The sequence below is a fragment of the Glycomyces amatae genome, assembly GCF_020991375.1.
Classification (GTDB): domain Bacteria; phylum Actinomycetota; class Actinomycetes; order Mycobacteriales; family Micromonosporaceae; genus Glycomyces; species Glycomyces amatae.
The window spans coordinates 264090-289357 of the sequence record NZ_JAJLQZ010000007.1 but is presented as its reverse complement, the minus strand read 5'-3'; the positions used below and the strand labels follow the sequence as shown (position 1 = coordinate 289357).

Sequence of the window (25268 nt, the reverse complement as noted above, 5' to 3'; positions counted from 1 at the left end):
CAGCGCACCCGCGGCCTGATCGACAACCCGCAACGCGACTTACCGCGCCGCCTCAGGTCGTCTCACAACGCGGTACCCCAGGGTCGCAAGGAACCTGTGCGCGGGCCGACCGATCGGCTCAGCTCGCTCGGCCCGCGCACAGGCCCGTTGTCGGTCCCACCGCCTACGCTTCCAGCCGTGACCGACACCAGAGACACCGCCGTGAACTACTTCGCCGCCCTCGAAGCCCGCGACTGGGCCGCCTTCGCCGAACTGCTCGTCCCGGACGTGGTGTACGAGATGCCGCAGACGCGCGAGCGCATCACCGGTCGCGACGCGTACCTCCGCTTCAACCGGGAGTACCCGGGCGACTGGCACCTGGCCGTGCAACACCTCGTCTGCGAAGGCCGGTACGCCGCCGCCCGAGTGGACTCGCGGGTCGGCGAGGAGCACCAGGAGGCCTGCGTCTGGCTCTACACGGACGAGAGCGGCCTGATCACCCGCGTCGTCGACTTCTGGCCCGAGCCCTACGAACCGCCCGCGGGCCGCGAGCACCTCGTCGAACGCTACTGAGGACCGAACCACCCGCCCCGCAATGGCATGAGCCCTCCACGTACGGGCACCACGGCGCGCCCACCTCCGGAAGCCTTATCGACTGCAAACGTATTGGATGAGCTTCTGCGGTTTTCGACGGCAGGCCGATCACATGATGTCTTGCAGCTCTCGCTTGCCTCGGATCGGTGAGGCCAGGAGGGTCAGGACCGACAACGTCATGCCGAGTGCGGCCGCCAGCAGGGCGGCGCTGATCGGGATCTGCAGGGCCACCGCACCGCCGATGAAGGCGCCCATGGGCAGTGCGCTGCGGGTGACCACCCGGATCGAGGCTCCGGCGCGGCTGAGCATGCCCGTTGGGACCAGCGTCTGGATGAAGGTGCCGACCGCGACGTTGAAGGCGACCACGCCGATGGCCGGAACGAGTGCGCCCACCACGAAGAACGCCAAGCCCCACCCGTTCTCGGTGAGGGGCAGAAGCGTCCCGAAGGGGACCGTGAGCACCGGGACGACCCAGATCAGGCGCACGGTGCCGAGCCTGCGCTGGGCGAGGCCCATCAGCGAGGCCCCGACCAATCCGCCGATGCCCGCCGAGGCGAGCAGCACTCCGATGAGTCCGGGTGAGACACCCACCGACTGCACCAGGAAGATCACGACCAGGGCCTCGTGCGCGGCGATGAAGAAGTTGAACCCCGCTGAGGCGATCATGACCGAGCGGATCACCCGGTGCCGTCGCACGAACCGCAGGCCGTCCTTGATCTGCGTCAGCAGGCTCTCGCCGGTCGTCACCTGAGGAGGCGGTTCCGTGTCGTCGATCCTGCCGAGGCACACCGCGGAGATGAGGAAGGTCGCCGTGTTGACCAGGATGGCGAACGGCGCCGTGAGCGCTTGGACCAGCCCGCCGCCCACCGAAGGGCCGCTGATCTGGGAGGTCGAGTAGATCAGTTGCAGGCGGGCGTTCGCGGTCACCAGGTCGGATCGGTCCACGATGTGGGGCACGTATGCCGGGTAGGCGATGTCGAACACCGTCGTCAGGATGCCGGTCCCGAGTGCCACCGCGTACAACTGCCCCAAGGTCAGGGCGTCCAGCGCTGCCGCTACCGGGATGGAGAGCACCAGCGCGGCGCGCCCGATGTCGCAGAAGACCATGACCGGCCGCTTCAGCCTTCGGTCCAGTAGTGCTCCCGCGGGCAGCCCGACCAGGATCCACGCGGCGTATCCGGCGGCGGTGAGCAGGCCGACTTCGAATGAGGAAGCGTCCAGAGCCAGGATCGCCACCAGCGGCAGGGCGATGTAGGTGATCATGCTGCCGACCTGGCTGGCGGCATCGCCGAACCACAGCAGCCGGAACGAGCGGTTCCGGGCAAGGAGCCCCCGCCGCTCCCGGGTGTCGGCGGCCTGATCTTCCACGTCCTGCGCCCTGCTCTCGGAGGAAACGCCAGTCGAGCACTCCATCCGGAGTCCACCTCTTGCGCTGCGGTAGCGCCGCTTCAGGATGAGAGACGAGCGCTGTCGATCATTATGGTTGCGACGCGGCAAGAGAAGACAGCGGTTTTAATCTCGGTCTGGGCGCAGCCGGACCGGCCAGTCCGTTGCGCTCCGCTTGACTGCACGGACAGAAGGGACCGGCCCTTTGCACACTCCCCCGCCCTGCATCGTCAGTATCGCCATGGCGGCAGTCTGCCTTTCTGCGCGAGTCGGAACAGGTAGTTCAGATCGTTGGCGGTGCGCTCCCAGTCCATGGGGTCGATGCGCCCGCCGGTCGGATGCTGCGGCGCGCCGCTGCGGGCCCGGAGCGCCTCCAGCGGACTCAGCCCGGCGCCGTGGAGTTTCACGAACTCCTCGAGCCACCACACCTCGGCCCAATTGGTCTTGCCCGACCGCTGGTTCTGCATGAAGCCGGCCGCGTCATCGGTCACCGAGGCCCACACATAGCCGATCAGGTCGTGGTCCATCCGCACCGGCAGATAGCGCACCTGTTCAGGAGTTTCTCTCGGATAACTTTTGCAGCGTTCACGAGCTTCGATCTCCGGATGCGAGAGCCGCCAATCGTTCCGGCCCGGCGGCGGCTGGGGGACCGGGCCCGCTAGGTCCGATGGCGGTACCTCGCCCGGGTTCGCCCACTCGACAAGTACCGCTGCGCTCGCCGCATCCCTGAGCTGCGCGCCCGGGGGGATTGCGCCGCCCACGGAGTCCTCGGGCGCGCCTCGCCACTGTTCGAGGGCCTCGAGCGGGCGCAACCCCGCAGTGGCAGCATCTGCGAGTCGGCGCTCCCACAACACGGCAAGGTCGATCCGTGCCGGCATGTCGAGTGCCGAGAGGATCAGGATCGTGCCGGCGGCAGGCCGCGCTTCGTCGGCAGCGGCGCACAGGTAGCCGACCGTCGCGCCGCCGAGCACCAGCGGGTAGAAGCGGACCGGGCCGTCGAACTTCGTCCCGTACCCACGCCGCGGCGCCCGGCTCACGCCGCCGCTCCTCGCGGTCTCCGATTCATCGCATCGGGAGCGGGTTGGCCGCCCTGCGCTCTCAGGGTGTTGGCACGCGCCGCGGCCGCCTCCATGCCCATTGCTTGAAAGTGCATGCGACGACCCTAGTACGCCAGTTGGAGTGCATCGCTTGCGCTGCGGTGGTCCAGGCGGTGTCAAAAGCTCTCATAGGTCCAGCTCGGCACCCGTCATGCTTCCTCAATGACAAAAGGCTGCCACTCCGTGCCGTTGGGGCGCTGACCGGTGCGGACGTAGTCGATCGCGATCTGCCGGGCGGTCTCGATACCGGTGCGGGCCAGGGCCGCCGGGATGGTCACCAGGGGCCGGTCGGAGGACTCGCAGACGGTGATGTCGCGAGGTTCCAGATCCGGGTCGACCGCGATCAGGCCCTCAGGCACCCACCGCACCGCCGCGGCCCCGGCTTCGGGGTCCAGATCGATTCGCAGCGGCATGTCGCGGCGTTTGGCGCCTTCAGGACCGAACCACAGGGTCACGCTGTGCGTGCCGTGCGGGTTGACCATCGCGAGCTGCTCGGCAATGAAGGCCGCGGCCTCCTCGGCGCTCGCGAGGGGCTCCTGGTTGATGTCCCAGCGGACACTATGGGCCATGTTCGATTCCTTCTCCGTTGCCCTCGTAATGGCGGTAGAACGAGACGCCGTCGCCGTCTCGAAGATAGACCGTGACGCTCGACCTGGTCGGGATGATGGCGGGCAGCGTCGCATCGCAGCCCTTCACCCCCTGGCACGGCTCCTTGTTGATCACCATCGTCACCCGCTGGTCACCGGTCGCCGCGCGGATGGCCGCTGCGGTCTTGGCCTCGGCATGGTCCATGATCCACCGGTTCGCGTAATCGGGCTTTAGCCCGGTCTTCGCGGTCGCGTCCCTGCCGCTGCGAAACTCGGTCTCGACACCGTCCTCATCGGTGTAGGCGTAGGCGGTGGTCGGCTCGTCCTCGTCCCACACCGGCAGGCGTTGCGCCAACCGCTGCACGAGCGGCGGGATCGCGGTCGACGGCGTGACCGCCGACGGCGCCGCGCTGTCGCTTCCGGCAGCCGGCCGGGGGCCCGCAGTTGCGAACGAACCGGTGGTGCCGTCGCTGCCTGCGATCGAGGCGACGTAGTCGCCCATCGTGGTGTTGCCGGATGCGAGCGCTGCCAGGATGTCACCGAGCATCCGGTGGGCGGCACGCATCTGGGCTTGCCCCTCATGGGCGTCGGGGTTCGCGGACGCCTCGAGCATGGCGCCCAGGTCGGCGAGCACGCGCTCCAGCTTGTCGCCGGCTGCCTTGACCGCTCGCGTCGCCTCCTCGGCCATCACCATCGCCGCGCGCAGCACCGCCGCAACGTCGCCGATCGATGCCATGGAGATTCCTCGCATCGGGGGACTGCAACCCTATGACGCGGCCACCGCACGGTCCCCGCGCCACGCCGAGTTGCGGCCGAATGCGGTGCCATAGGTCGATCCCTCAGGCAGCGCCTTCGCAGCGGCCTGGGAAGCTCTGGTCGGCAGCCTGTCCGAGCGGGCACCCACGGGCGCGACCGGCGGCCGGGCGCGCGGAAATACGCGGCCGGTCCCTTCAGGATGGTCTTGCTAAGCGGTGACCGGTTCGGCCTCGGTGATGGCCTGGGCGATGGCCTCCAGGATCTCGGCGGCGCCGACGTGGGAGAAGACCGGCTCGGAGTTCCAGGCGAAGACCTGCCCGGCCGCGACGCCCGAGATCGCGTTCCAGGTCGGGTAGTCGACCAGGTCCGGTGCCTGGAGGTTGCCGGAGCGGGCGTCGAGGAAGATCAGGTCGGCGTCGTACTTGTCGGCGTTCTCCCAGGACAGGGGCTCCCAGTAGCCGCCGTCGGCGGGGGCCTCGGGCACGACGAGGTCGACGCCGAGTTCGGCGCAGGTGGCGAGGACGGTGAAGTCCGGCGGGTTGGCGATGCTGAAGTTCTCGCCGTAGGCGTTGCAGGCCAGGATCGTGATCGGGTTGGCTGTCGCGGCGGCGCGGACGGCCTCCACGGCCGCGTCGTAGCGGTCGGCCGCGGCGGCGTTCTCCGCGGAGTCGAGGTCGGCGCCGAGCGCTTCGGCGAGGCGGGTGTGCCGGTCGAGGACCTCGCCGAGGGTGCTGTCGGAGACCTGGACGCCGATGGAGGGCGCGAGCTCCTCGATCTGCCCGATGCGCTCCTCGGGGACGTACCAGAGGGGGAAGCCCTCGTAGTGGTGGGAGACGAGCAGGTCGGGGCCGAGGGCGGCGTAGGCCTCGAGGTCGAACTCGCCGAAGACGTTGCCGATGATCTCGAGGTCGTTGACGGGGAGGCGCCCGGCCTGGGGGTCGGGTCCGCCGTCGGCGGTGACGGTGGGGCCGAAGACCGCGGCGACCTCGACGCCGTAGTCGTGGAGGGAGGCGGCCAGGCCGGTGAAGGCGACGACCACGGCAGGTGCGCCGCCGAGTTCGACGGTCTCGCCGCGGTCATCGGTGTACGTCCACGCGTCGCCGCCGCCGTCCTCGTCGGCGCCGGTGCCGCAGGCGCCGAGCAGGGCGGCGCCGCCGACCGCGGTGGCGGTGAACAGGTTGCGGCGGTTGAGATTCGGTGTCGCGGACGGGTCGAGCGGCATGGGGTTCTCCTGGGGAGGGCGCACTGGAGGGAAGTGAACTTGCGTTAGCCTAACCTAACTAATCAGCCGGGGCGGCGCGGCCGCCGCATGGCGCGAAAACCCCGTTTGCACGGATACTCGGTATCCTCCGTGATCGTTGGAGGAGGCCTCATGGCATACTCCCGGCCATGTCCGGAGAGCACACCGACCGGCGCGGGCTGCCGGTGATCCTGGCGGTCGCGGTCGCCGGGGGCGTCGCGCTCGGCGCCGTCGACCTGGTCGCGCAGCGCGCGCTCCCCTACCCGTGGGCGAACCTCGCCAACTCGAGCGCCGTCTGGGCGGTCGGGGCCTTCGCGATCGGCGCCTGGGTGCGGACCGGCCGGTGGCGGCCCGCGCTCGCCGGGGTGGTGCTGCTGGTCGTCGCCGTCGAGAGCTACTACCTGGCCGCGACGCTGATACAGAACGACGACCTCGCGAACCTGTGGGCGCCGACGTCGCTGGTCTGGATGGCCTTCGGGGTGCTCGCCGGAGTGGTGTTCGGGACGTTCGGGGCGTGGTCGCGGTCGGCGGTCCGCTGGCGGGCCGTGGCGGGCCCGGCCGCGCTGGGGGCGGTGTTCCTGGCGGAGGCCGCGTTGCTGCTGGGCCGGCGGTCGAGCATGGAGGCGCAGTACCGGACCGACGGGCTCGCGACGGCGCTCATCACCGCGGTGATCGGGCTCGCGCTGCCGCTGCTCCTGGCGCGGGGCCGGCGGGCGCGGCTGTACGCGCTCGCCGCGGCGGTGCCGCTGGCGGCGGTCGGCTACCTGGGTTTCAGGGCGGCCGGGTTCGGCGCCTGATCCCGGGGCGGGCGCGAGGCCCGTGCCGGATCGCGGCCGCGCTCAGGCCGGGAGGTGGCCGACGAAGCTCAGCCAGGTCACGGCGGCGCAGAGCAGGAGCATGCCGGTCGCGTTCAGAAAGAGGTTGCGGCCGAAGTCTGCGGCGCGCACGTGCATGGCGACGGCGGTGACGAAGTAGGCGACCAGGCCGAGCGAGGCGAGCAGACCGAGGTACGGGACCCAGATGCCCGCGACCAGTCCTGCGGCGGCGGCGAACTTCAGCACCGGCATCGCCCGCCAGAACTTGCGGGGCCACTCGACGGCTTCGAAGCAGTCGGCGATGAACCCGACCGGGCGCAGGCACAGCAGCCCGTCCCCGAGCTGGACTGCGGCCAGCAGCAGGACGGGCCAGAGGGGGTCGGGCAGTGCGGCGAGCGTGATCATGAAGTTACCGTACCATACGGTATGGTATGTTCGTCGAAGACGACCACTGAACAGGAGGCGGGCGTGGCCAGCAGGGACGATTGGATCACCGCCGGGCTGGAAGCCCTGGCCGAGACGGGGCTGCCGGGCGTGCGGATCGACCGGATCGCCGCCCGCCTCGGCGTCAGCAAGGGCTCCTTCCATCACCACTTCAACGGCGCGGACGCCTACCGCCGGGCGATGCTGGAGCGCTACGGGGATCGGGCGGTCGAGGCGATGCGGCGGACGGTCGCGGACGCGCCCGGCGAGGGTCTCGAACGGATCGAGGCGCTTGTCGGCGCGTTCGACGGCCTCTACGACGCCCGGATCGAAACCGCCCTGCGCGCCTGGGCGAGGCACGACGACGATGCGCAGCGGGTCGTGGCCGGGATCGACCGGGCGCGGCTGGAGGCGCTCCAGGAAGTGTGGACCAGGCTCCTCCCCGGCGCTGAAACGGCCAGGATCGCCGCCCTGGTCCCGCATCTGGTCGTGATCGGCGCCAGCGCCGCGCCCTGGAGCGTCGCCGACGGCGACCTGGCCGCCGTGATGCGCCTCCTCGCGCGGATCGCCCCGGCGCTGGCCGAGCCTTCCGGCGACGAACCGGCCTGAGCCGCCGAGCCGTACCGCGGCCTCCGCGGACACGGCGGTTCGGCGGCGCCCGCGCGGCGTATGAGGCTAGTTGCCGTCGAGGTAGGCGAGGACGGCCAGGACGCGGCGGTTGTCGTCCTCGGACTGGCCGAGGCCGAGCTTGCGGAACACGTTCGCGGAGTGCTTGCCCACGGCCTTCTCGGTGACGTACAGGCTCGCGGCGATCGCGGCGTTCGTGCGCCCCTCCGCCATGAGCCCCAGGACCTCCAGCTCCCGCGGGGTCAGGGCGTCGAGCCGGTTCTGCTGCTTGCCGAGGAGGCGGGCGACGACCTCGGGGTCCATGGCGGTGCCGCCCGCGGCGACGCGGCGCAGCGCCTCGATGAACTCGCCGACGTTCGAGACGCGGTCCTTGAGCAGGTAGCCGACGCCGCCGCGGCGGTCGCCGAGGAGTTCGCGGGCGTAGAGCTGCTCGACGTACTGGGAGAGCACGAGGATCGGCAGGGCCGGGATGTGGCGGCGGGCCTCGATGGCGGCGCGCAGGCCCTCGTCCTTGAACGTCGGGGGGAGCCGGATGTCGACCACGGCCACGTCGGGCCGGTGCTTGAGGAGGGCCGCGGTGAGGGAGGGTCCGTTGTCGACCGCCTCGACCACGGTGCAGTCGTGGGCCTCGAGCATGCGGGTCAGGCCGTCGCGCAGGAGCGAGTGGTCTTCGGCGAGGACGACGTCCATCGTGGCTCCTTGGTGTCTCGAGCCGCGGCTCGGCTCGGAGGTCTGTCTGGAATTGGGGTGTTCAGCGCGGTGCGGCGCGGTCAGGCGCATTATCGGCGCCGCCGCGGACGACCACGGCGGCGGGGACCGTCATGGTGACGACGGTCGGGCCGCCTTCGGGGCTGGAGACGTCGAGCGTGCCGTCGAAGGCGGCCAGGCGGCGCGCCACGCCGTCGAGGCCGCCTCCGGGGGCGACGACCGCGCCGCCGCGCCCGTCGTCGCAGACCTCGATGGCGACCCGGTCGCGTTCGCGGCCGACGACGACGTGGACCTGGGTCGCCTCGGCGTGCTTGGTGATGTTCGTGAGGACCTCGTTGGTGGCGAAGTAGACGGCGGCCTCCAGCGGCGGCGCCAGCTTGTCCCCGAGCCGGTCGACGACCGACACCGGCAGCGGGTGGTCGAGCGCCATCGCCTGGAGCGCGCCGGTGAAGCCGCGGTCGGCGAGCACCGGCGGGTGGATGCCGCGGACGAGCTGGCGGATCTCCTCGAGCGCGTCCGAGCAGGCCTGGCGGGCCTCGCCGACGAGCGCGACCGCCTGGTCGGGGCGGCCGTGGTGGAGCAGCTCCTCGGCCATGCCGAGGGTGAGGCTGAGGGCGGCGATGCGGGCCTGCGCGCCGTCGTGCAGGTCGCGCTCGATGCGCCGCAGTTCGGAGGCGGCGTGGTCGACCGTCTGGTCGCGGGCCTGGCGCAGCTCCGTGACGCGCTCAGTGAGCAGGGCCTTCGCGGTGGGGCCGAGGAGGAGGACGCCCAGGTGGGAGTACCAGCGCAGGAACAGCTCGCCCCAGCGCCACCAGGCGGCCGCGCACCCGAGGGCGAGCGGCACGAGCAGGAGGGTCTTGGCGGGGGTGTCGAAGTCGAAGAAGCCGAAGTTGTTGACGGCCATGGGGATGGGCGCGGCGTGGAAGATCGTGACCAGCAGCAGCGGCTGGACGAGGTAGTAGACGGCGACGCCGAAGACGCCGAGGTAGAGGAGGTTCACCATGAAGCCGAGGGTGGCGTCGATGGCGAGCCAGGCGACGTCGCGCCAGGTCGCGGCCTCGCGTACGAGCCAGAGGGCCTGCTGGTCGATGCGGGCCTTGGGGCGGGCGCGGTAGGGGACGGGGATGTGGACGCCGAGCTGCTCGCCGATGACGCGGCGCTGCGCGTTGGCCCAGACGCGGATGGCGAGGAAGACGGCGACGGCGACGGGGATGCCGATCCAGAACACCACGAGCACGCCGGTGACGATCGCGGCGGCCAGGAGGGCGGCGGCGACGAGCGTGAGGCTGAAGCGGAGGACCGACCAGCCGGGGAGGGCCAGCCGTCGCGTGATCGGGTTGGTAGGCATCGACATGGTGCGGCAAGCGTACCCGCAGCTTCGCCGAGGCCCCGGCCCCTACCTGCGGTTCGACTGTCCGGGGTGGCCGGATCGGTAGGCTGGGCGGGTGGTGCTCGGCTACGGAGGGACCGGTCATGGGTGCGGAATCGGCGGCGGCGCGGCCGTGGGCGCTGGTCACGGGGGCGTCGTCGGGCATGGGGAGGGTGTTCGCCCGGGAGCTGGCGGGCCGGGGCATGAACGTGGTGCTGGTGGCGCGGTCGGCGGACAAGCTGGAGGCGCTGGCCGGGGAGCTGCGGGCGCGGCACGGGGCCGAGGCGCTGGTGGTGGCGCGGGACCTGGCGGAGCCGGGGGCGGCCGAACGGGTCGGCGAGGCGGTCGACGCGGCGGGGGTCGAGGTCGAGGTGCTGGTGAACAACGCGGGGATCGGGAAGTTCGGGCGGGACGTGGAGATCGCCGCCGAGTACGGCCGGGACGCGGTGATGCTGAACGTGGTGGCGGTGACGGGCCTGGTGAAGCGGTTCATGCCGGGGATGGTGGCGCGCGGTTCGGGGTCGGTGGTGAACGTGGCGTCGATGGCGGGGTTCCAGGCGCAGCCGTACATGGCGCTGTACGCGGCGACGAAGGCGTTCGTGGTGAACTACAGCCTGGGGCTGTGGGAGGAGGCGCGCGGGACGGGGGTGCGGGTGCTGGCGGTGTGCCCGGGGCCGGTGGACACGGGGTTCCCGATCGCGAACGGGATCAAGTACAACCGGCGCAAGCTCGGCTGGCTGCTGGCGGAGCCGGAGCAGATCGTGCGGCAGTCGCTGCGGGCGCTCGACCGGAACCGGGGGTACACGGTGCCGGACGCGAAGAACTGGCCGGAGGCGCACCTGCTGCCGAGGCGGCCCCGGAGGCTGATGACGCGGCTGATAGGGCTGGTGCTGCGGCGCTTCGCGGACTACCAGGACCGCTGAGGCAAGGGCGGGGCGGAGGAGGAGCAGGTGCGGCCCGCGTTCCGCAGCTAAAGGTGGCTGCCATCCCTAACCCCCACCCTCCCGAGGGGGAAAGAAGGTAGCCCCCACTCTCCCGCGCGGGTACGACAGAAATCGGGGCCCGGGGCCGATCGTTCACCCGAACCGGTGACGCGGGTGGGCGAACCGGCGTCGCGGCCAGGCGACGAGCGCCGCGGGCCCCGGCTCGCGAGCGCGTCAGAAGGGGTAGCGCTCCAGGAGCCGGCGGGCCTCTCCCAGCACCTGCTCCTGGTCGAGTTCGAGGAGGCCGGGCGCCGGGCGTTCGGCGAGGGCCTCGCCGGTGAGGCCGGCCCAGAGGGCGCGGTGGCGGCGGCGCCACGGCGGCGGGCCCCACAGCGTGGGCGGCGTCGGCCCGAACAGGACCACCGACGGCGTCCCGAACGCGGTCGCGAGGTGCGCGACGCCGGTGTCCCCGCACAGCACCAGCCGCGCGGAGGCGACGACGGCCGCGAGCTCGTCGAGGCCGGTGTGGCCCGCCAGGACCCGCCATGGCGCGATGCCGCCCGCGGCGGCGACCGCCCGGGCCAGGCCCAGGTCCTCGGCGCGGCCGGTGACGGCGATCTCGTGGCCGTCCTCCTGGAGCCGCCCGGCGACCCACGCGAAGCGGTCGGCGGGCCAGCGCCGGGCCGCCGAGGAGGCGCCGGGGTGGACGACGACCGTGCCGACGTGCGGCGTGGGCCGCGGGGGCGGCGCCAGCAGCAGGTCGGTGGGGTCGGCGGTGATGCCGTTGTCGTCGAGCAGGCGGCACCAGCGGTCGATCTCGTGGAGTTCGGGGCGCCAGTGCGGCCCGGCGACGCCGGGCACCTCGGGGTGGCGGTGGGCGATGATCTCGTCGGTTCCGGTGCCGAGGAGGCCACGGACGCTGTCGGGGCCCTGGCCGTGGAGGTTCACGGCGAGGTCGGGGGCCTCGCTGTGCCAGTGGAGGTCGTCGACGCCGGTGGTGGGGTGGAGCCGGTCGACGGCCTCGACGAGGTCGGCGAGCGATCGCAGGTGCTCGGGCGCGGCGAGCACGATCCGCTTGGCGGGGAAGGATTTCCGCAGGGCCCGGAGGGCGGGGACGGCGGTGAGCAGGTCGCCGACGCCGCGGGCGCGCAGGACGAGGACGGTGCCGTCCGCGGTCGCGGCGGCGTCAGTGGCCTCGGGGGTGGGGTTTCCGTTCCATGAGTTCACTGTGGCCTCCCGGGTTCGGCTGGGGTACTCGCGCACCGACCAGTACTATTCGCCTACCCGGTGACAAGAGTGGCAAACCTCACCTATGTCATGCGCCCGGCGGCGGGGCCGCCGGAGCCGGATCGTCGTACCCCGCGGGCACCATCGAAACCGGGGGTCTTTCCCATCGCCGCGAGCGGGATCGTCCCTGCGCCGGAAACGGCGCCGCCGCCCGCTTCGGCCCGTACGACCGGTACGGCCTCGGCGGCTGCCGAGCCCTCCCGTGCCGAGCGCCGCCGAGAGAACAGCATGCGCGACCTCGTTCACCACCGGAGCCCCCGCGGAGCGCCGCCCTCCCGGTTCGCCGTGTCCGCTCGGCTCCCTCGTGGAGCTCCCCGCGTGCGGAGCGCCGCCTCCTCGCCGCCCGCCTCGCGGCCGAGGACCAGAGCGCCGCGCCGTACACGTCCCCGGAGCCGGGCGTGAGCAGTAGCAGTTCCCCGCACGGAGCACCGCCGATGCCGACCGCGGCCTTGAAGCCGATCACGGAGGGACTCCCCCGCGCGGAGCGCCGCCGCGTTCACGCCACGGCGCGTTCGAGGGCCTTGACCGTCTCGGCCGCCACGGACTCCCACGAGTACCTGCCGCAGGCCCGCGCCCGGCCCGCGAGGCCCGCGCGTTCGGCCAGCGCCGGGTCGCTCAGGTACGGTTCCACGGCCGCCGCGACCGCCTCGGCGGACGCTTCGTCCAGGAGCCGCCCCGTCACGCCGTCGACCACCAGGTCCTTCAGGCAGCCGACCGCCGCCGCCACGACGGGCACGCCGCAGGCCATGGCCTCCAGCGCCGCCGCTCCGGACGGCTCGTACCAGGACGTGCACACGACCGCGTCGGAGGCCCGGTACAGCGCCGGCATGGCGTCGTGGGCGGCCCGGCCGGGCATGAGCACCCGCTCCGAGACGCCGGCCTCCTCGGCCACCCACCGGAGGCGGCGGGCCTCCGCGTCGTCCTCCGCTTGGCCGTGCTCGGGGCCCCCGGCGATGATCAGCTCCGTCCCGGGCAGGTGCTGGAGCGCGAGGATCGCGGCGTCGGCGCCCTTGCGCCGCATGAGGTTGCCGGGGACGAGGAGTCGGGTCCAGCCGTCCCTGCCGGCGGCGGGCCCGACGGGGCAGAACAGGTTGAGGTCGACGCCGCCGGGGACGACCGTGACCTTGTCGGCGGCCACGCCGATCTCGGCGAGGTCGGCCGCCTCCGCTTCGCAGGCCGCGATGACGCCGCCGCAGGTGCCCGCGATCTCGCGTTCGATGCCGACGCGCTCGCGGGGGTTGGGGTCGGCCGAGCCGAGGTGGCGGCGTTCGGCGGCGCCGAGCCCGTGGAAGGACTGCACGACCGGGATCTCCAGCGGGAGCGCCGCGCGCAGGGCGGCCAGGCCCGAGAGCCAGTAGTGGGCGTGCACGACGTCGGGCCGCTCGATGCCCCACGACTCGCCGAGCCGCTCGCCGAAGCGCCCCATGTAGGGCATGAGTCCCTCCTTGGGCACCGGTTCGGCGGGACCGGCGTCGATGTGGACGACCGCGTAGCCCTGGGGGGTCTCGGTCGCGGCCTCGAGGTCGGGCCGGTCGCGCCGGGTGTAGACCGTCACCTCGCAGCCCTGCCGCACCAGCGCCGCGGCCGATTGTCCTACATGGATGTCCAAGCCGCCGTCGTCCCGCAGCGGGTCGGCGTGCACCGATACGATCGCGATCCTCATGCCCGGCTGGTACCCCGGAAGCGCGGGCACCAACCATGGCCGCGGGCGCGGGGCGCGCAGCGCAAGGGCGGCGGACGCGCGTCCGCCGCCCAGGAGGTCCGCGGGCGCTACTCGAGGACGCGGGCGATGGAGAGCCCGTCGTAGCCCTTGACGCCGACGGTCTGCATGACGGTGCCCTCCAGTCGCGGGTGCGCCGCGACCTGCTCCAGATAGGACCGCACGCCCTGCACGTTCGGGTCGCGGCTGAGGCCGTCGGCCACGGCGCCGCCGCGCACCACGTTGTCGGCCACGATCAGCGACCCGGGCCGGGTCAGTTTGAGGGCCCATTCGAGGTAGGCGGGGTAGCCGCCCTTGTCGGCGTCGATGAAGACCATGTCGAACGGGTCGGCGCTCTCGGCGGCGAGCTTGGGGAGCTGCTCGCGCGCGTCGCCGACGCGGATCTCGACGGTGCCCACGAGCCCGGCGCGGGCGATGTTGCCGCTGGCGACCTCGGCGTGCCGCGGGCTGTACTCGAGGCTGACCAGGTGGCCGTCGGCGGGCAGGGCCCGCGCCATCCAGATGGCGCTGTAGCCGCCGAGGGTGCCGATCTCCAGGACGCGCCGGGCGCCGAGGGTCTTGGCGAGCAGGTACAGGAACTTGCCCTGCGCGGGCGAGACGGAGATCGGGGGGAGCCCGGCCCGCTGGGCCGCGGCGGTCGCCTCGGCGAGCGCCGGGTCCTCGCCGACGAGCAGCGATCCGAGGAATCCGTCGACTTCGGTCCATTGCGCCTGGCCCATTGTTCGCTCCTTCCGGGGAGTCCGAGGACATCGGGTGAAACGCTATCACCGCGGGGGCCGCGCGCACTCGCGCGATTCCGGTGCGCGGCGGGCGTCGGCCGCTCCTGTCGGAGGGGCCGCGGAATGGTACCGCTAAAGGGTGAAGGTTGCTGTTGTAATTACGACATGGACAGAGGATCACCCGGGTGATTTTGTCAGTTTTTGCACCTAAATCAGGGGAACGCGCCGGGCTCGGTCTTGCCGATCCTCGTACGACGCAACGGCTTGAATGATAGACCTGAATAACGACTTGTTCGTCGCCGAATCTCCGGTCCGCCGGTGCGGCGGCGCACTGGGACGACGGCCGGCTTCGGGGGGAGCGGGCCGCACACTGGGGGGTATCGCTATGAGCATGGCACGATCGGCGACCGTCGATATCGGGACCACCATGCGACTCGTCGCGCCCGATTTCGCCACGGTGAGCGTGCGGGCGAGCCTGCGCTACGACCCGGACGACCCGTACGCGGTGTGCGTGATGTTCCACCCCGACGGGTCCGACGCCGACCAGGTCGCCTGGTCCTTCTCCCGCGAGCTGCTCGCGAAGGGGCTCGAGGAGCCCACGGGCATCGGCGACGTGCGCGTGTGGCCGTGGACCACGCCGCGCGGCGAGTCGGTGGCTCTGGCGCTGTCCTCGCCGGACGGGAACGCCCTCTTCGAGATCAACCGCGGCGTCGTGCAGCGATTCCTCCGCCGGGCCTACAGCCTGGTGCCGCGCGGCCGCGAGTCGGGCTATGTGGACATGGACACGACCCTCACGAAGCTCCTGGCCGGGGGCGTATAGCCGCCCGGAACGCCATACCAGCGAGCCGCAGGGCGGACCGGGGAGACCCGGTCCGCCCTTCACATGTCCGCGAACGACCATCGCCGCGTTGTTGTCGCACCCTGATGTCAGGGTTGTCGCCGGGGGCCCATCGTGTGTCCTTTTTGCCGGGACACGCCTGTGATGGCCGGTCAGCTGCGAAGCAGGTTCGCGGTCTGGCGGGCGATCTCGCCCTCCTCGTTGGTGGGAATGACCATCACGGTGATCGGCGAGTCGGGGGTGGAGATGACCGGCCCGCCCGCCGCGTTCGCGGCCTCGTCGAGGTGCACCCCCAGGGCCACGAGCGAGCCGAGGGCGCCCGCGCGCACCTCCGCGGAGTTCTCGCCGATCCCGGCGGTGAACGCGATCGCGTCCGCGCCGCCGAGCGCGGCGATGTAGGAGCCGATGTACTTGCGGATGCGGTAGCAGTAGATCTCCAGGGCGGTCTGCGCCGCCCGGTCCCCGCCCCGGGCGGCCCGCTCGACCGCGCGCATGTCGATCGCGCCGGCCAGGGCGAGCATCCCCGACTCCTTGTTGAGGGCCGCGTCCAGGTCGTCGAAGGAGGCGCCGGTGCGCCGGTGCATGTGGAAGACGATCGCGGGGTCGATGTCGCCCGAGCGGGTGCCCATGACCAGGCCTTCGAGGGGGGTGAGGCCCATCGACGTGTCGATGGAGCGGCCCCGCTCGACGGCGGTCACGGAGGCGCCGTTGCCGAGGTGGGCGACGATCACGTTGACGGCCTTGGGGCTCCTGCCGAGCAGCTCGGCGGCCTTGCGGGAGACGTAGGCGTGCGAGGTGCCGTGGAAGCCGTAACGGCGCACCCCGTGCTCCTCGCGCCAGGCGGTCGGCACCGCGTACAGGTGGGCGCGCTCGGGGATCGTGGCGTGGAAGGCGGTGTCGAACACGGCGACCTGCGGCAGCCGCGGGAAGAGCTTGCGGGCGACCCGGATGCCCTCCAGGTTCGCGGGGTTGTGCAGGGGCGCGAGGTCCGAGAGGTCCTCGACGGCCCGCTCGACCTCGTCGTCGACGACCACCGGCTGCACGAACCGCTCGCCGCCGTGGACGACGCGGTGCGCGACGGCGATGAGGCCGGTGCCGCCCAGCGGCGTCCCGTGCTCCTCGAAGGCCGCGACCACGGCCTCCAGGCCGGCGGCGTGGTCGGCGAGGTGCTCGCGCCGCTCGTGCTCCTCCCCCGCGTGCCGGTGGGTGAGGATCGACTCGGACTGGCCGATACGCTCGATCAGGCCCGAGGTCGAGGCCTCCGGGGTGTCGCCGTCGACGAGCTGGTACTTGATCGACGAGGACCCGGAGTTGATCACCAGGACCGGTGCGCTCATGGAACTTCTCCCTCTACGGCGCGGCGCCGGGCCCGCTCAGGCCCGGCTCGCCTGGATGGCGGTCAGCGCGACGGTGTTGACGATGTCGGGCACGGTGGCGCCCCGAGACAGGTCGTTCACGGGCTTGCGCAGGCCCTGGAGGACCGGGCCGACCGCGATCGCCCCTGCCGAGCGCTGCACGGCCTTGTACAGGTTGTTGCCGGTGTTCAGGTCGGGGACGATGAAGACGGTGGCCTTTCCCGCCACCTGCGACTGCGGCAGTTTGGTGCCCGCGACGCCGGCGTCGGCGGCGGCGTCGTACTGGATCGGTCCCTCCACCGGGAGGTCGGGCCGGCGGGACCTGACGATCTCGGTGGCCGCCCGGACCTTGTCGACGGCTTCGCCGCTGCCCGAGGTGCCGGTGGAGTAGGAGAGCATCGCCACCCGCGGTTCCACGCCGAACTCGGTGGCGGTGTCAGCAGAGGATAGCGCGATGTCGGCGAGCTGCTCGGCATCGGGGTTGGGGTTGACGGCGCAGTCGCCGTAGACGAGGACGCGGTCCTCGAGGCACATGAAGAACACCGAGGAGACCACGGCGACCCCGGGCTTGGTCTTGATGATCTCGAAGGAGGGCCGGATGGTGTGGGCGGTGGTGTGCACCGCGCCGGAGACCATGCCGTCGGCCATGCCGGTGTGGACCATCATGGTGCCGAAGTAGGAGACGTCGGCGACGGTGTCGTAGGCCTGGTCGGCGGTGACGCCCTTGTGGGCGCGGAGCCGGGCGTACTCCTTCGCGAAGCGCTCGCGGATCTCGTGGTCGCCGGGGTTGAGGATGTTCGCGCCGGCGAGGTCGACGCCGAGCTGGCCGGCCTGGGAGCGGATCTCGGACTCCTCGCCGAGGAGGGTGAGGCGGGCGACGTCGCGGCGGATGAGGATCTCGGCGGCCTTGAGGATGCGCGGCTCGGCGCCCTCGGGCAGCACGATGTGCTTGTCGAGGGCCTTGGCGCGGCCGAGCATGGAGTGCTCGAACATGATGGGGGTGACCACTGTGGGCTTCGCGAGGGCGAGCCGGTCGAGGAGGTCCTCCCCGTCGACGCCCGCGGCGAAGTCCTCCAGGGCGCGGGTGATCTTGCCGGCCCCGCCGGCGGCGAGGGACCCGGCGACATCGCCGACGAGGTTGGCCATGTCGAAGGTGTCGTGCTGGACCAGGGCGATCGGGAGGCGCGAGTCGAGGCCGGCGACGATGTCGAGGATCTGCGGCTCGGGGCGGATGCCGCCGGTGAGGAAGACCGCCGAGAGGCTCGGGGTGCCCTCGGCCTGGTGGGCGGCGAGGAGTCCGAGGAGGACTTCGGAGCGGTCGCCGGGGAGGATCACGGCCTTGTCGTCGGCGAGGCGGGTGAGGAGGTTGGGGAGGGTCATGGCGGCGACGACCACGTCGCCGACGGTGCGGGTGAGGACCTCGGCGTCGCCGGAGATGAGGGTCGCGTCCGCGGCGGCGATGAGCTCGCCGACGGTGGGGGCCTCGATGGCGGGGTCGTCGGCGATGACGCCGGTGCCGGGGTGGGCGGCCTTGACGAGGTCGGCGTCGGCGGGGTCGACGCGGTTGACGACGGTGCCGAGGACCGTGGCGTGGTCGGCCTCGGCCTGGGCGACGCCGAAGCGCAGCGCGGCGGCGATGTCGGCGGGGGTCTTGCGGTAGCCGGTGACCACCAGGAGCAGGGGCGCGGCGAGGTTGACGGCGACGCGCGTGTTGAAGGTGAACTCCACTGAGGCGGCCACGTCGGAGTAGTCGGAGCCGACGACGAGGACGACGTCGTGCCGGTCGGCGAGGGCGTGGTAGCGCTCGACGATGCGGCTGAGGGCCGCGTCGGCGTCGGCGCGGACGTCGGCGTAGGTGACGCCGACGGAGGCCTCGTAGGGGTCGGGGAGGCGGTACTGGTCGCGGAGGAGGGTGATGACGGGGTCGCCCGCGGCCGTGTCGGCGTCGCGGACGATGGGGCGGAAGACGGCGACGGAGCCGGCGCGCCGGGTGAGCAGGTCCATGACGCCGACCGCGACGGTCGACTTGCCGCTGTTGGGGTCCAGGCTGGCGAGATAGAGACTTTGAGCCACGGCTCAACGCTATCCACCCCATGCCCGGCGCGCAGCCGATCTGCGCGGCGGCTCACCTGTGAGCTTGGGCCCGTCCGGGTCCGCTGCGCAGGGTGAGGCGGGGCGTGTCGCGCGGGGCGGGGAGGGGCGCATGTAGACGGCGCCGCCGAAGACGGCGGCCGCGGGCCCGCCGCCCGGGGGGGAGCAGCGCTGCGAAGCGGAAAACCTGGGGTGGAGGCCGGGACTACCGTCCCTGACCCCCGCCCTCCCGGGGAAAGGTAGGGCCATCCTTCCCCGCGGGTCCGACAAGAACGCCGGCCCGCGGCGGCCGTGTCACCCGAAGGCGTGAACGGCGGCGAGCGGCCCTCGCCGGCGGGGCGAGAGCGTCGCCGCCGAGCGACGGGTCGTAGAACGCGAGCGGCCCTCGCCGGGGAGGCGAGGGCCGTGTCGGAGCGGGTCGGGGCCGCGGCCGGCCGCCGAGCCGCTCCGGTTCAGCCGGCGAAGCCGCCTTCGGGGACCGGCTGCGGCGGCGGGGCGCCCACGTACCGGGCCCGGGGGCGGATGATCTTGGAGTCGCGGGCCTGCTCGAGGATGTTGGCGCTCCACCCCACCACGCGGCTGGTGGTGAACGTGGGCGTGAACATCGGGCGCGGCACGCCCGCCAGCTCCATCACCACGCCCGCGTAGAACTCGACGTTCGTGTAGAGCTTGCGGCCGGGCTTGACCTCGGCGAGGATCTCGACCACGCGGCGCTCGACGGTCTTGGAGAAGTCCACGATGTCGCCGCCCATCTCGGTGGCGACGTCCCGCAGGTGGTTGGAGCGGGGGTCCTCGGTCTTGTAGACGTTGTGCCCGAAGCCCATGATGCGCCGGCCCGCCTCGAGCTCGCCGCGGATCCAGTCGTCGATGTTGCCGGGCCCGCCGATCGCGTCCAGGGCGTCGAGCGCCCGCGCGGGCGCGCCGCCGTGCAGCGGCCCTGAGAGCGCCCCGATCGCGCCGACGAGGGACGCGCCGACGTCGGCGCCGGTGGAGGCGATGACCCGGGAGGTGAACGTGGAGGCGTTGAACCCGTGGTCGACGGTGAGGATCAGGTAGTGCTCGATGGCGCGCGCGGCCTGCTCGGAGGGGACCTCGCCGGTCGTCATGTACAGGTAGTTCGCGGCGTAGCCGAGGTCGTCGCGCGGGTCGAGGGGCTCGAGCCCCTGGCTGACGCGCCACATGGCGGTGAGGATCGTGGGGGTGACGGCGCAGGCGAACAGGGCGTCGTCGGCGCGGGCGGCCTCGTCGATGTCGAGGACCGGCCGCATGGGCCGGGCGGCGCACGCGGCGGACAGGGCGGTGCGCAGGCCGTCGAGCGGCGAGGCGCCCTTGAGGTGCGGCAGGAGCTCGCGCAGCAGGGGCGTGAGCGCGCGGTGGGGGGCGACCTGGGCCTTGAACTCGGCGAGCTGGTCGCGGGTGGGCAGGGCGGCGTGGGTCATGAGGTACCAGACCTGCTCGAAGGAGCAGGTCTTCGCGAGGTCGACGGCGCTGTACTGCCGGTAGTGGTAGAACCCCTCTTCCCCGCGGACGTCGCCTATCTCGGTGTCGGCGACGATGACGCGGTCCAGGCCCTTGGGGACTTCGATGAATTCGGTCATTGGTGCTCCTCCTCGACGGGGCCGTCGGACCGGCGGGGCGGCGCGATCACACGTCACTGACTGGCAGGACCTGTCAAGATCGCCGATCCGGTTCGCCTGACAGCCTACGGGACCCCGCGCCCGAAACGTCCGAACGGTGCCCCGGGAGCGCGCCCCGCGGGGCGGGAGGTCACACTGGTTCAGAACCGTTCTCCAGAGCACTCCCCGGCTTCGCCGGGGCGGCTCCGGAGTGGACCCTGCCCGACAGCAGCGCCCGCACGCGAGCCGCCGGACCCCGTTCGCCTCGGCCCGCGGATCATCCGGTCACCGGCGCCGCAGCACACCCTGAACGAGGACCTCGCAACGTGGACTCCGGAACCCTCATCGCCGGCCGCTACCGGCTCGAACGCGTCATAGCCTCCGGCGGCATGGGCTCGGTGTGGCGGGCCCAGGACGAGCGGCTGGAACGCGACGTGGCCGTCAAGGTCCTCCACCCCGGCCTCGACGGCGCCCAGCGCCCGAAGGACCGGTTCGAGCGGGAGGCGAAGGCCCTGGCGAGCCTCAAGGGGCCCGGCTGCGTGGAGGTCTACGACTTCGGCGAGGAGGCCGACGGCGACCGCGACGTGCTGTACCTGGTGATGGAGCTGGTCGAGGGCGTCTCGCTGGCGGAGCTGCTGCACAGCGAGCAGCGGCTCGACCCGGCCCGGACGATGCGGATCGTGGCCGAGGCGGCCGAGGCGCTCGCGGCGGCGCACCAGCGCGGGATCGTGCACCGGGACGTCAAGCCCGGCAACATCCTCATCGACGCCGACGACCGGGTCCGGGTGGTGGACTTCGGGATCTCGCTGCTCGCGCACCGCCCGCGGCTGACGCCGACCGACGGGGTGCTGGGGACGGCGCCGTACGTCTCGCCGGAGCAGTTGCGGGACAAGGGCGTCACGGGCGCGTCCGATCTGTACTCGCTGGGGGCCGTGGCGTACGAGTGCCTGACGGGCGCGCCGCCGTTCGACGCGGCGGACCCGGCTTCGATCATCCACGGCCACTTGTACTCCGAGCCTCCGGCGCTGCCCGGGCACGTCCCGGCCGCGATCGCCGGGGTGGTCACGAGGACCCTCCGGAAGGCCCCTGAGGAGCGGTGGCCCTCGGGTGAGGTCCTGGCCGCCGCCTGCCGGGCCGCGACGACCGGGGAGCACCCGGTGGCAGCAGCGGAGGCCGGGCCGGAGGCGGGGGCCGAGGGCTCTGCGGCGAACGGGGACCCGACCGCGGCGTCGGACGACCCGAACGGGCAGGTCGACCGGGTCGAGGAGGGCGAAGGCGGAACACCCGCCGACGAGGTGAGCACGGTCGACTTGGACCAGGGGCCGGTCAACCCGCCGTTCAGGGCCCCGGACGCGGCCCTGCTGGCGTCCGAGCCGACGCCTCCCGGCGCGCCGGAGAGAAACTCACGGCGGCGCCGCCTGATGGTGGTGGGCGCGGCCCTCGTAGTGGTGCTGACGGTGCTGGCGGTCGCGTTCTGGAACCCCTGGGGCGGCGACGGCCCGGTGAACGCCGGTGAAGGCGACACCGCGAGCTCCGCAGCCGAGTCGTCGGCGGCGGCGACCACCGGGGAGCCGAGCCCCTCGGACAGCCCGACGGCCGGCGAGACCGCCACCGAATCGGCTGCGGCCCAAGAGGAGACCAGCGCCGAGGACGGCGGCGGGGAGGCGAACGGCGGCGGCACCGACGAGGGCGGCGCCGAGGACGGCGGATCGGATGAGGGCGACGAGGGCGACACCGGGGACCAGGTCAAGGAGGGCAGCGGCACCGTCCCGAGCGTCACCGGCATGACCACCTTCGAGGCCAGGGACGCGCTGGAGGCCGAGGGGTTCACCAATGTCGTCGCGAACGTGGGCTACTACTACTTCAACCCCGAGCCCGAGCACTGCCAGGTCATGATGCAGAGCCCGCGGGCGGGGCAGACCGTCGACTACGCCGAGCAGATCAGCGTGTCCTATCACGAGCGCCAGGCCGTGGGGACGGCCTGCGACTGGTGACCGGGACCGCCGGTCCCGCTGCGCGGGTTGACCGGTCGGGCCCCGGCCTGAATGATGGAGTGGGCGACCGGTACAAAGGTCGAGGCACGATCGGCCCCTGACGGGATTGGGAGCAAGGTGGACGAAGGAATCAGTTCGGCGCCCGGTGTGGTGGTCGGAGTGCTGCTCATCATCGCGGCGGTCATGTGGTTCTCCCCCGGCGCCCGCCACAAGTTCCGCAAGGCCACGCTGTGGCTGGTGATCGTCGCGGTCGCGATGATCATCATCTTCGGCTACCTGAACGCGGGCCAGCAGGCCTGAGCGCGGCCGGCCTCTTTCGTCGCACCCTCGCGGCATGGTTGATCCGGGGGCGGCTTCGAGTGCCCGTTTTACACGCTTTCACTCGGTTCGACTCCTGGCTCCCGACCGGCCGCTCCGGGATTCCGCAGCTCGGAAGCCTTCGAAGCGAGCTCGGAAAATTCGGCCCTTCTAATGGAACAGATCATTCCGGTCTGCTATAGTGGAATCAAGCGTTCCGTTCCAAAGAAACTCGGATTCCCTGGAGGCAGCTGTGGCCATCGCAGTCGACACCCCCGCAACCGGCGCTCCCGCCGGCCGCTCCGAAACCGCTTCGGCCCCAGCTGAAGCAACCGCTCCGGCGCCCTTCCCGCGGCGCTGGCTCGGCCTCATCGCGATCCTCGCGGCCACCCTCCTCAACCTGCTCGACGCCTCGATCGTCAACGTCGCCGCCCCGGCCATCCGGACCGAGCTCGGCGGCACCGCCGCGACCATCCAATGGCTCGCGGCCGGCTACACCCTCGCCCTCGCGGTCGGGCTGCTCACCGGCGGACGCCTCGGCGACATGTTCGGCCGCAAGCGGATCCTCGTCATCGGGCTCGTCGGCTTCCTCACCGCCTCGCTCGCCTGCGGCGCGGCCGGGTCGATCGAGCTGCTCCTCGCCGCCCGCGTCGTCCAGGGCGCGTTCGCGGCGGTGATGATCCCCCAGTGCTTCGGGCTCATCCGCGACATGTTCGGCCGGGACATGGGCAAGGCCTACGCGGTCTTCGGCCCGCTCATCGGCCTCGCCTCCATCGGCGGCCCGATCCTGGCCGGCGTCCTCGTCGAAGCCGACCTGTTCGGCAGCGGCTGGCGCTCGATCTTCCTGATCAACCTCCCGCTCGGTCTCGCCGCGCTCGTCCTCGGCGTCAAGATCCTCCCCGCCGGAGCGCCGATCGCCAAGGGCCTCAAACTGGACCTGGGCGGCGCGCTCATCGCCGCCGCCGGCATGGGCCTGCTGCTCTACCCGCTCGTGGAGGGCCGCGAGGCCGGGTGGCCCGCCTGGTCGCTGGTCATGCTCGCCTCGTCCGTCCCGGTCCTGGGCCTGTTCGCCTTCACGCAGGTCAAGCGCGCCCGCTCGGGCAGGTCCGCGCTCATCGAGCTGAGCGTCTTCACCAAGCGCTCCTACGTCTCCGGCGTCGCCTTCTGCGTGGTCTTCTTCGGGGCCGTCACCGGCTTCTCGCTCGCGGTCGGCCTGTTCCTCCAGCTCGGCCTCGGCTTCAGCCCGCTGAAGGCCAGCCTGGCGATGGCCGCCTGGGCCGTCGGCGCGTTCATCGGCTCCGGCGCCAGCGCCGGGCTGTCCCCGAAGCTCGGCCGCGGCGTCCTCCACCTCGGACTCGCCACGATGGTGCTGGGCCTGGCGGTCCTGTGGCTCCAGTTCGGCGCGGCCGCCGCTCCGGGCACCTGGTCGATGTCGCCCGCGCTGCTGGTCTTCGGGATCGGGATGGGCATGATCTTCGTGCCGCTGTTCGGGATCATCGTCGGCGAGCTGGAGGACCGCGAGGTCGGCTCGGCCTCGGGGCTCCTGGAGTCGTTCCAGCAGGGGGCGTCGGCGCTGGGCGTGGCCGGGCTCGGAACGGTGTTCTTCGGCGGGTTCGCGATCGGCGGCGGCGCGGCCGAGGCCATGGAGGCGGCGCAGCTGGTGACGGGCCTGACCGTGGGCCTGACGGTCGTGGCGTTCCTGGTGGTCTTCGGGCTGCCGAAGCAGGCCAAGGCCGAGCACTGAGGTTCGACGGCGGCCTCGGCCGGCCGGGCCCGCGCGGGCCCGGCCGGCCGAGGCCGTTGCAGAAGGAATCGTTCTGTTCCCGTTAGGATGCGATCATGACCGACAAGCCGCTCAGCGGGCGCAAGGCGCAGGCCGCCCGCAACGACAAGCTCATCCTCGAAGCCGCCCACGAGGTGTTCGTCGCGAACCCGGAGGCGCCGATCGCCGAGGTCGCCAAGCGCGCCGGGGTCGGCATCAGCGCGCTGTACCGGCGCTACCCGAGCAAGGAGGACCTGCTGCGCAAGCTCTGCGCCGACGGCCTGGGGCGGTACCTGGAGCTGGTGCGCGAGGCGGTCGAGGCCGAGGGCGATGCCTGGGAGGCGTTCCGGGACTTCATGAGGGGGGTCGTGGTGGCGGACACGCCGTCGATCACCGTGCGGCTGGCGGGGACGTTCACGCCGAGCCCCGAGATGTTCCAGGCCGCCGTCGAGGGCGACGCGATGAACCGGGCCATGCTGGAGCGGTTCAAGTCGGCGGGGGTGCTGCGGGAGGACGTGGAGAACGGGGACCTCCAGATGGTCACCGAGTCGCTCTCGTCGATCGACATCGGGGACGCCGAGCGGACGAGGGCGGTGCGGCTGCGGGCGCTCGAGCTGTACCTGGAGGCGCTGCGGGCCCCGGGCGCGGGTCCGCTGCCGGGGAGCGCGGTGTCCGACGAGGAGATGGGCGCGCGCTGGATCCCGAGGAGCGCCAAGGAGGATTAGGAAAGGCCCGGCGTCACCGCCGGGCCTTCTCCGTCTGAGCGGACGACCGGGATCGAACCGGCGACCTGCACCTTGGCAAGGTGTCGCACCAGCGCGCAGCGCTGCATGAGCACTGCCAACTGCGCTACGTCCGCCCCGAGACGACCCCCGTACCCGGGCACGAGAAAGGCCCGGCGTCACCGCCGGGCCTTCTCCACCTGAGCGGACGACCGGGATCGAACCGGCGACCTACACCTTGGCAAGGTGTCGCGCTACCAACTGCGCTACGTCCGCATTCACGAGGTTGCCCCCTGAACGAGGATTACTGTATCGCATCGCTCATCGGCGCCTTCTGGGGCCTTGGGCCCGATTGGGGCGCGG

At 72.2% G+C, this 25268-nt stretch carries 23 protein-coding genes and 2 tRNA genes; 9 read left to right on the top strand and 16 right to left on the bottom strand.

Annotated features, from left to right (window positions below; translation table 11 throughout):
- Positions 1-147: 147 nt before the first annotated feature.
- Positions 148-552: a nuclear transport factor 2 family protein gene (locus LO763_RS14065; RefSeq protein ID WP_255672402.1), complete on the top strand. Its 405-nt coding sequence runs from the start codon at positions 148-150 to the stop codon at positions 550-552.
- A gap of 129 nt (positions 553-681) precedes the next feature.
- Here the strand turns inward: LO763_RS14065 and LO763_RS14060 are convergent, their stop codons facing one another.
- From LO763_RS14060 to LO763_RS14040, 5 genes are all read right to left on the bottom strand, one after another.
- Positions 682-1941, bottom strand: coding sequence for an MFS transporter (locus LO763_RS14060; RefSeq protein ID WP_230603131.1), 1260 nt, complete (start codon positions 1939-1941; stop codon positions 682-684).
- 248 nt (positions 1942-2189) lie between these two features.
- On the bottom strand, positions 2190-2996 hold the full coding sequence (locus tag LO763_RS14055; RefSeq protein ID WP_230603130.1) for a hypothetical protein: 807 nt from the start codon (positions 2994-2996) through the stop codon (positions 2190-2192).
- A 209-nt stretch (positions 2997-3205) separates the two neighbouring features.
- Positions 3206-3625 carry a hypothetical protein gene (locus tag LO763_RS14050; protein ID WP_230603129.1) on the bottom strand — a complete coding sequence of 140 codons (420 nt, stop codon included), beginning with the start codon at positions 3623-3625 and terminating at the stop codon, positions 3206-3208.
- Positions 3615-4379, bottom strand: a complete 765-nt coding sequence (locus LO763_RS14045) for a DddA-like double-stranded DNA deaminase toxin (protein WP_230603128.1) — start codon at positions 4377-4379, stop codon at positions 3615-3617. Before LO763_RS14045 ends, LO763_RS14050 begins: the two co-directional genes overlap by 11 nt.
- A gap of 228 nt (positions 4380-4607) precedes the next feature.
- Positions 4608-5621 (bottom strand): ABC transporter substrate-binding protein, encoded by a 1014-nt coding sequence (locus tag LO763_RS14040; RefSeq protein WP_230603126.1) that lies wholly within the window; start codon positions 5619-5621, stop codon positions 4608-4610.
- A gap of 167 nt (positions 5622-5788) precedes the next feature.
- On the opposite strand from LO763_RS14040, the gene LO763_RS14035 reads away from it, so the two are divergent.
- Positions 5789-6436 (top strand): DUF6518 family protein, encoded by a 648-nt coding sequence (locus tag LO763_RS14035; protein WP_230603124.1) that lies wholly within the window; start codon positions 5789-5791, stop codon positions 6434-6436.
- 42 nt (positions 6437-6478) lie between these two features.
- Here LO763_RS14035 and LO763_RS14030 read toward each other — a convergent pair whose 3' ends face one another.
- Positions 6479-6859 (bottom strand): DoxX family protein, encoded by a 381-nt coding sequence (locus LO763_RS14030; protein ID WP_230603122.1) that lies wholly within the window; start codon positions 6857-6859, stop codon positions 6479-6481.
- A 63-nt stretch (positions 6860-6922) separates the two neighbouring features.
- Here LO763_RS14030 and LO763_RS14025 point away from each other — a divergent pair, with 63 nt between their 5' ends.
- Positions 6923-7486, top strand: a complete 564-nt coding sequence (locus tag LO763_RS14025) for a TetR/AcrR family transcriptional regulator (protein ID WP_230603121.1) — start codon at positions 6923-6925, stop codon at positions 7484-7486.
- A gap of 66 nt (positions 7487-7552) precedes the next feature.
- Here LO763_RS14025 and LO763_RS14020 read toward each other — a convergent pair whose 3' ends face one another.
- Both LO763_RS14020 and LO763_RS14015 read right to left on the bottom strand, forming a co-directional pair.
- The gene (locus tag LO763_RS14020) at positions 7553-8194 is read right to left on the bottom strand and encodes a response regulator (protein ID WP_230603119.1); all 642 of its coding nucleotides are present in this window, start codon (positions 8192-8194) and stop codon (positions 7553-7555) included.
- 61 nt (positions 8195-8255) lie between these two features.
- Positions 8256-9566 carry a sensor histidine kinase gene (locus tag LO763_RS14015; protein WP_230603117.1) on the bottom strand — a complete coding sequence of 437 codons (1311 nt, stop codon included), beginning with the start codon at positions 9564-9566 and terminating at the stop codon, positions 8256-8258.
- 119 nt (positions 9567-9685) lie between these two features.
- Here LO763_RS14015 and LO763_RS14010 point away from each other — a divergent pair, with 119 nt between their 5' ends.
- Positions 9686-10504, top strand: coding sequence for an SDR family NAD(P)-dependent oxidoreductase (locus tag LO763_RS14010; protein WP_230603116.1), 819 nt, complete (start codon positions 9686-9688; stop codon positions 10502-10504).
- A 234-nt stretch (positions 10505-10738) separates the two neighbouring features.
- Here LO763_RS14010 and LO763_RS29400 read toward each other — a convergent pair whose 3' ends face one another.
- From LO763_RS29400 to LO763_RS13995, 3 genes are all read right to left on the bottom strand, one after another.
- Positions 10739-11731: a glycosyltransferase family 9 protein gene (locus tag LO763_RS29400; protein WP_230603114.1), complete on the bottom strand. Its 993-nt coding sequence runs from the start codon at positions 11729-11731 to the stop codon at positions 10739-10741.
- Between the two features lie 556 nt (positions 11732-12287).
- Positions 12288-13454 carry a glycosyltransferase gene (locus tag LO763_RS14000; protein ID WP_230603112.1) on the bottom strand — a complete coding sequence of 389 codons (1167 nt, stop codon included), beginning with the start codon at positions 13452-13454 and terminating at the stop codon, positions 12288-12290.
- A gap of 107 nt (positions 13455-13561) precedes the next feature.
- A complete protein-coding gene (locus LO763_RS13995; RefSeq protein ID WP_230603110.1) occupies positions 13562-14230 on the bottom strand; it encodes an O-methyltransferase in 669 nt (222 codons plus the stop codon).
- Between the two features lie 385 nt (positions 14231-14615).
- Here LO763_RS13995 and LO763_RS13990 point away from each other — a divergent pair, with 385 nt between their 5' ends.
- Positions 14616-15050: an SsgA family sporulation/cell division regulator gene (locus LO763_RS13990; protein ID WP_091028717.1), complete on the top strand. Its 435-nt coding sequence runs from the start codon at positions 14616-14618 to the stop codon at positions 15048-15050.
- Between the two features lie 170 nt (positions 15051-15220).
- Here LO763_RS13990 and LO763_RS13985 read toward each other — a convergent pair whose 3' ends face one another.
- From LO763_RS13985 to LO763_RS13975, 3 genes are all read right to left on the bottom strand, one after another.
- Positions 15221-16405, bottom strand: coding sequence for an acetate/propionate family kinase (locus LO763_RS13985; protein WP_230603106.1), 1185 nt, complete (start codon positions 16403-16405; stop codon positions 15221-15223).
- Positions 16406-16441: 36 nt separating this feature from the next.
- The gene (gene pta / locus LO763_RS13980; protein WP_230603105.1) at positions 16442-18496 is read right to left on the bottom strand and encodes a phosphate acetyltransferase; all 2055 of its coding nucleotides are present in this window, start codon (positions 18494-18496) and stop codon (positions 16442-16444) included.
- Between the two features lie 470 nt (positions 18497-18966).
- Positions 18967-20112: a citrate synthase/methylcitrate synthase gene (locus LO763_RS13975; protein ID WP_230603103.1), complete on the bottom strand. Its 1146-nt coding sequence runs from the start codon at positions 20110-20112 to the stop codon at positions 18967-18969.
- 344 nt (positions 20113-20456) lie between these two features.
- Here LO763_RS13975 and LO763_RS13970 point away from each other — a divergent pair, with 344 nt between their 5' ends.
- The 4 genes from LO763_RS13970 (at position 20457) to LO763_RS13955 (ending at position 24908) form a co-directional block, all read left to right on the top strand.
- Positions 20457-22124: a serine/threonine-protein kinase gene (locus LO763_RS13970; protein ID WP_230603101.1), complete on the top strand. Its 1668-nt coding sequence runs from the start codon at positions 20457-20459 to the stop codon at positions 22122-22124.
- A gap of 117 nt (positions 22125-22241) precedes the next feature.
- Positions 22242-22424, top strand: coding sequence for a hypothetical protein (locus LO763_RS13965; RefSeq protein WP_230603099.1), 183 nt, complete (start codon positions 22242-22244; stop codon positions 22422-22424).
- 250 nt (positions 22425-22674) lie between these two features.
- Positions 22675-24165, top strand: a complete 1491-nt coding sequence (locus tag LO763_RS13960) for an MFS transporter (RefSeq protein WP_230603097.1) — start codon at positions 22675-22677, stop codon at positions 24163-24165.
- Between the two features lie 95 nt (positions 24166-24260).
- Entirely contained in the window at positions 24261-24908 is a 648-nt protein-coding gene (locus LO763_RS13955) for a TetR/AcrR family transcriptional regulator (RefSeq protein ID WP_230603095.1), read from the top strand.
- A 37-nt stretch (positions 24909-24945) separates the two neighbouring features.
- On the opposite strand, the gene LO763_RS13950 is transcribed toward LO763_RS13955, so the two are convergent.
- Positions 24946-25042: transfer RNA gene (locus tag LO763_RS13950), tRNA-Gly, on the bottom strand.
- Between the two features lie 66 nt (positions 25043-25108).
- A tRNA-Gly gene (locus tag LO763_RS13945) sits at positions 25109-25181 on the bottom strand.
- Positions 25182-25268 lie beyond the last annotated feature (87 nt).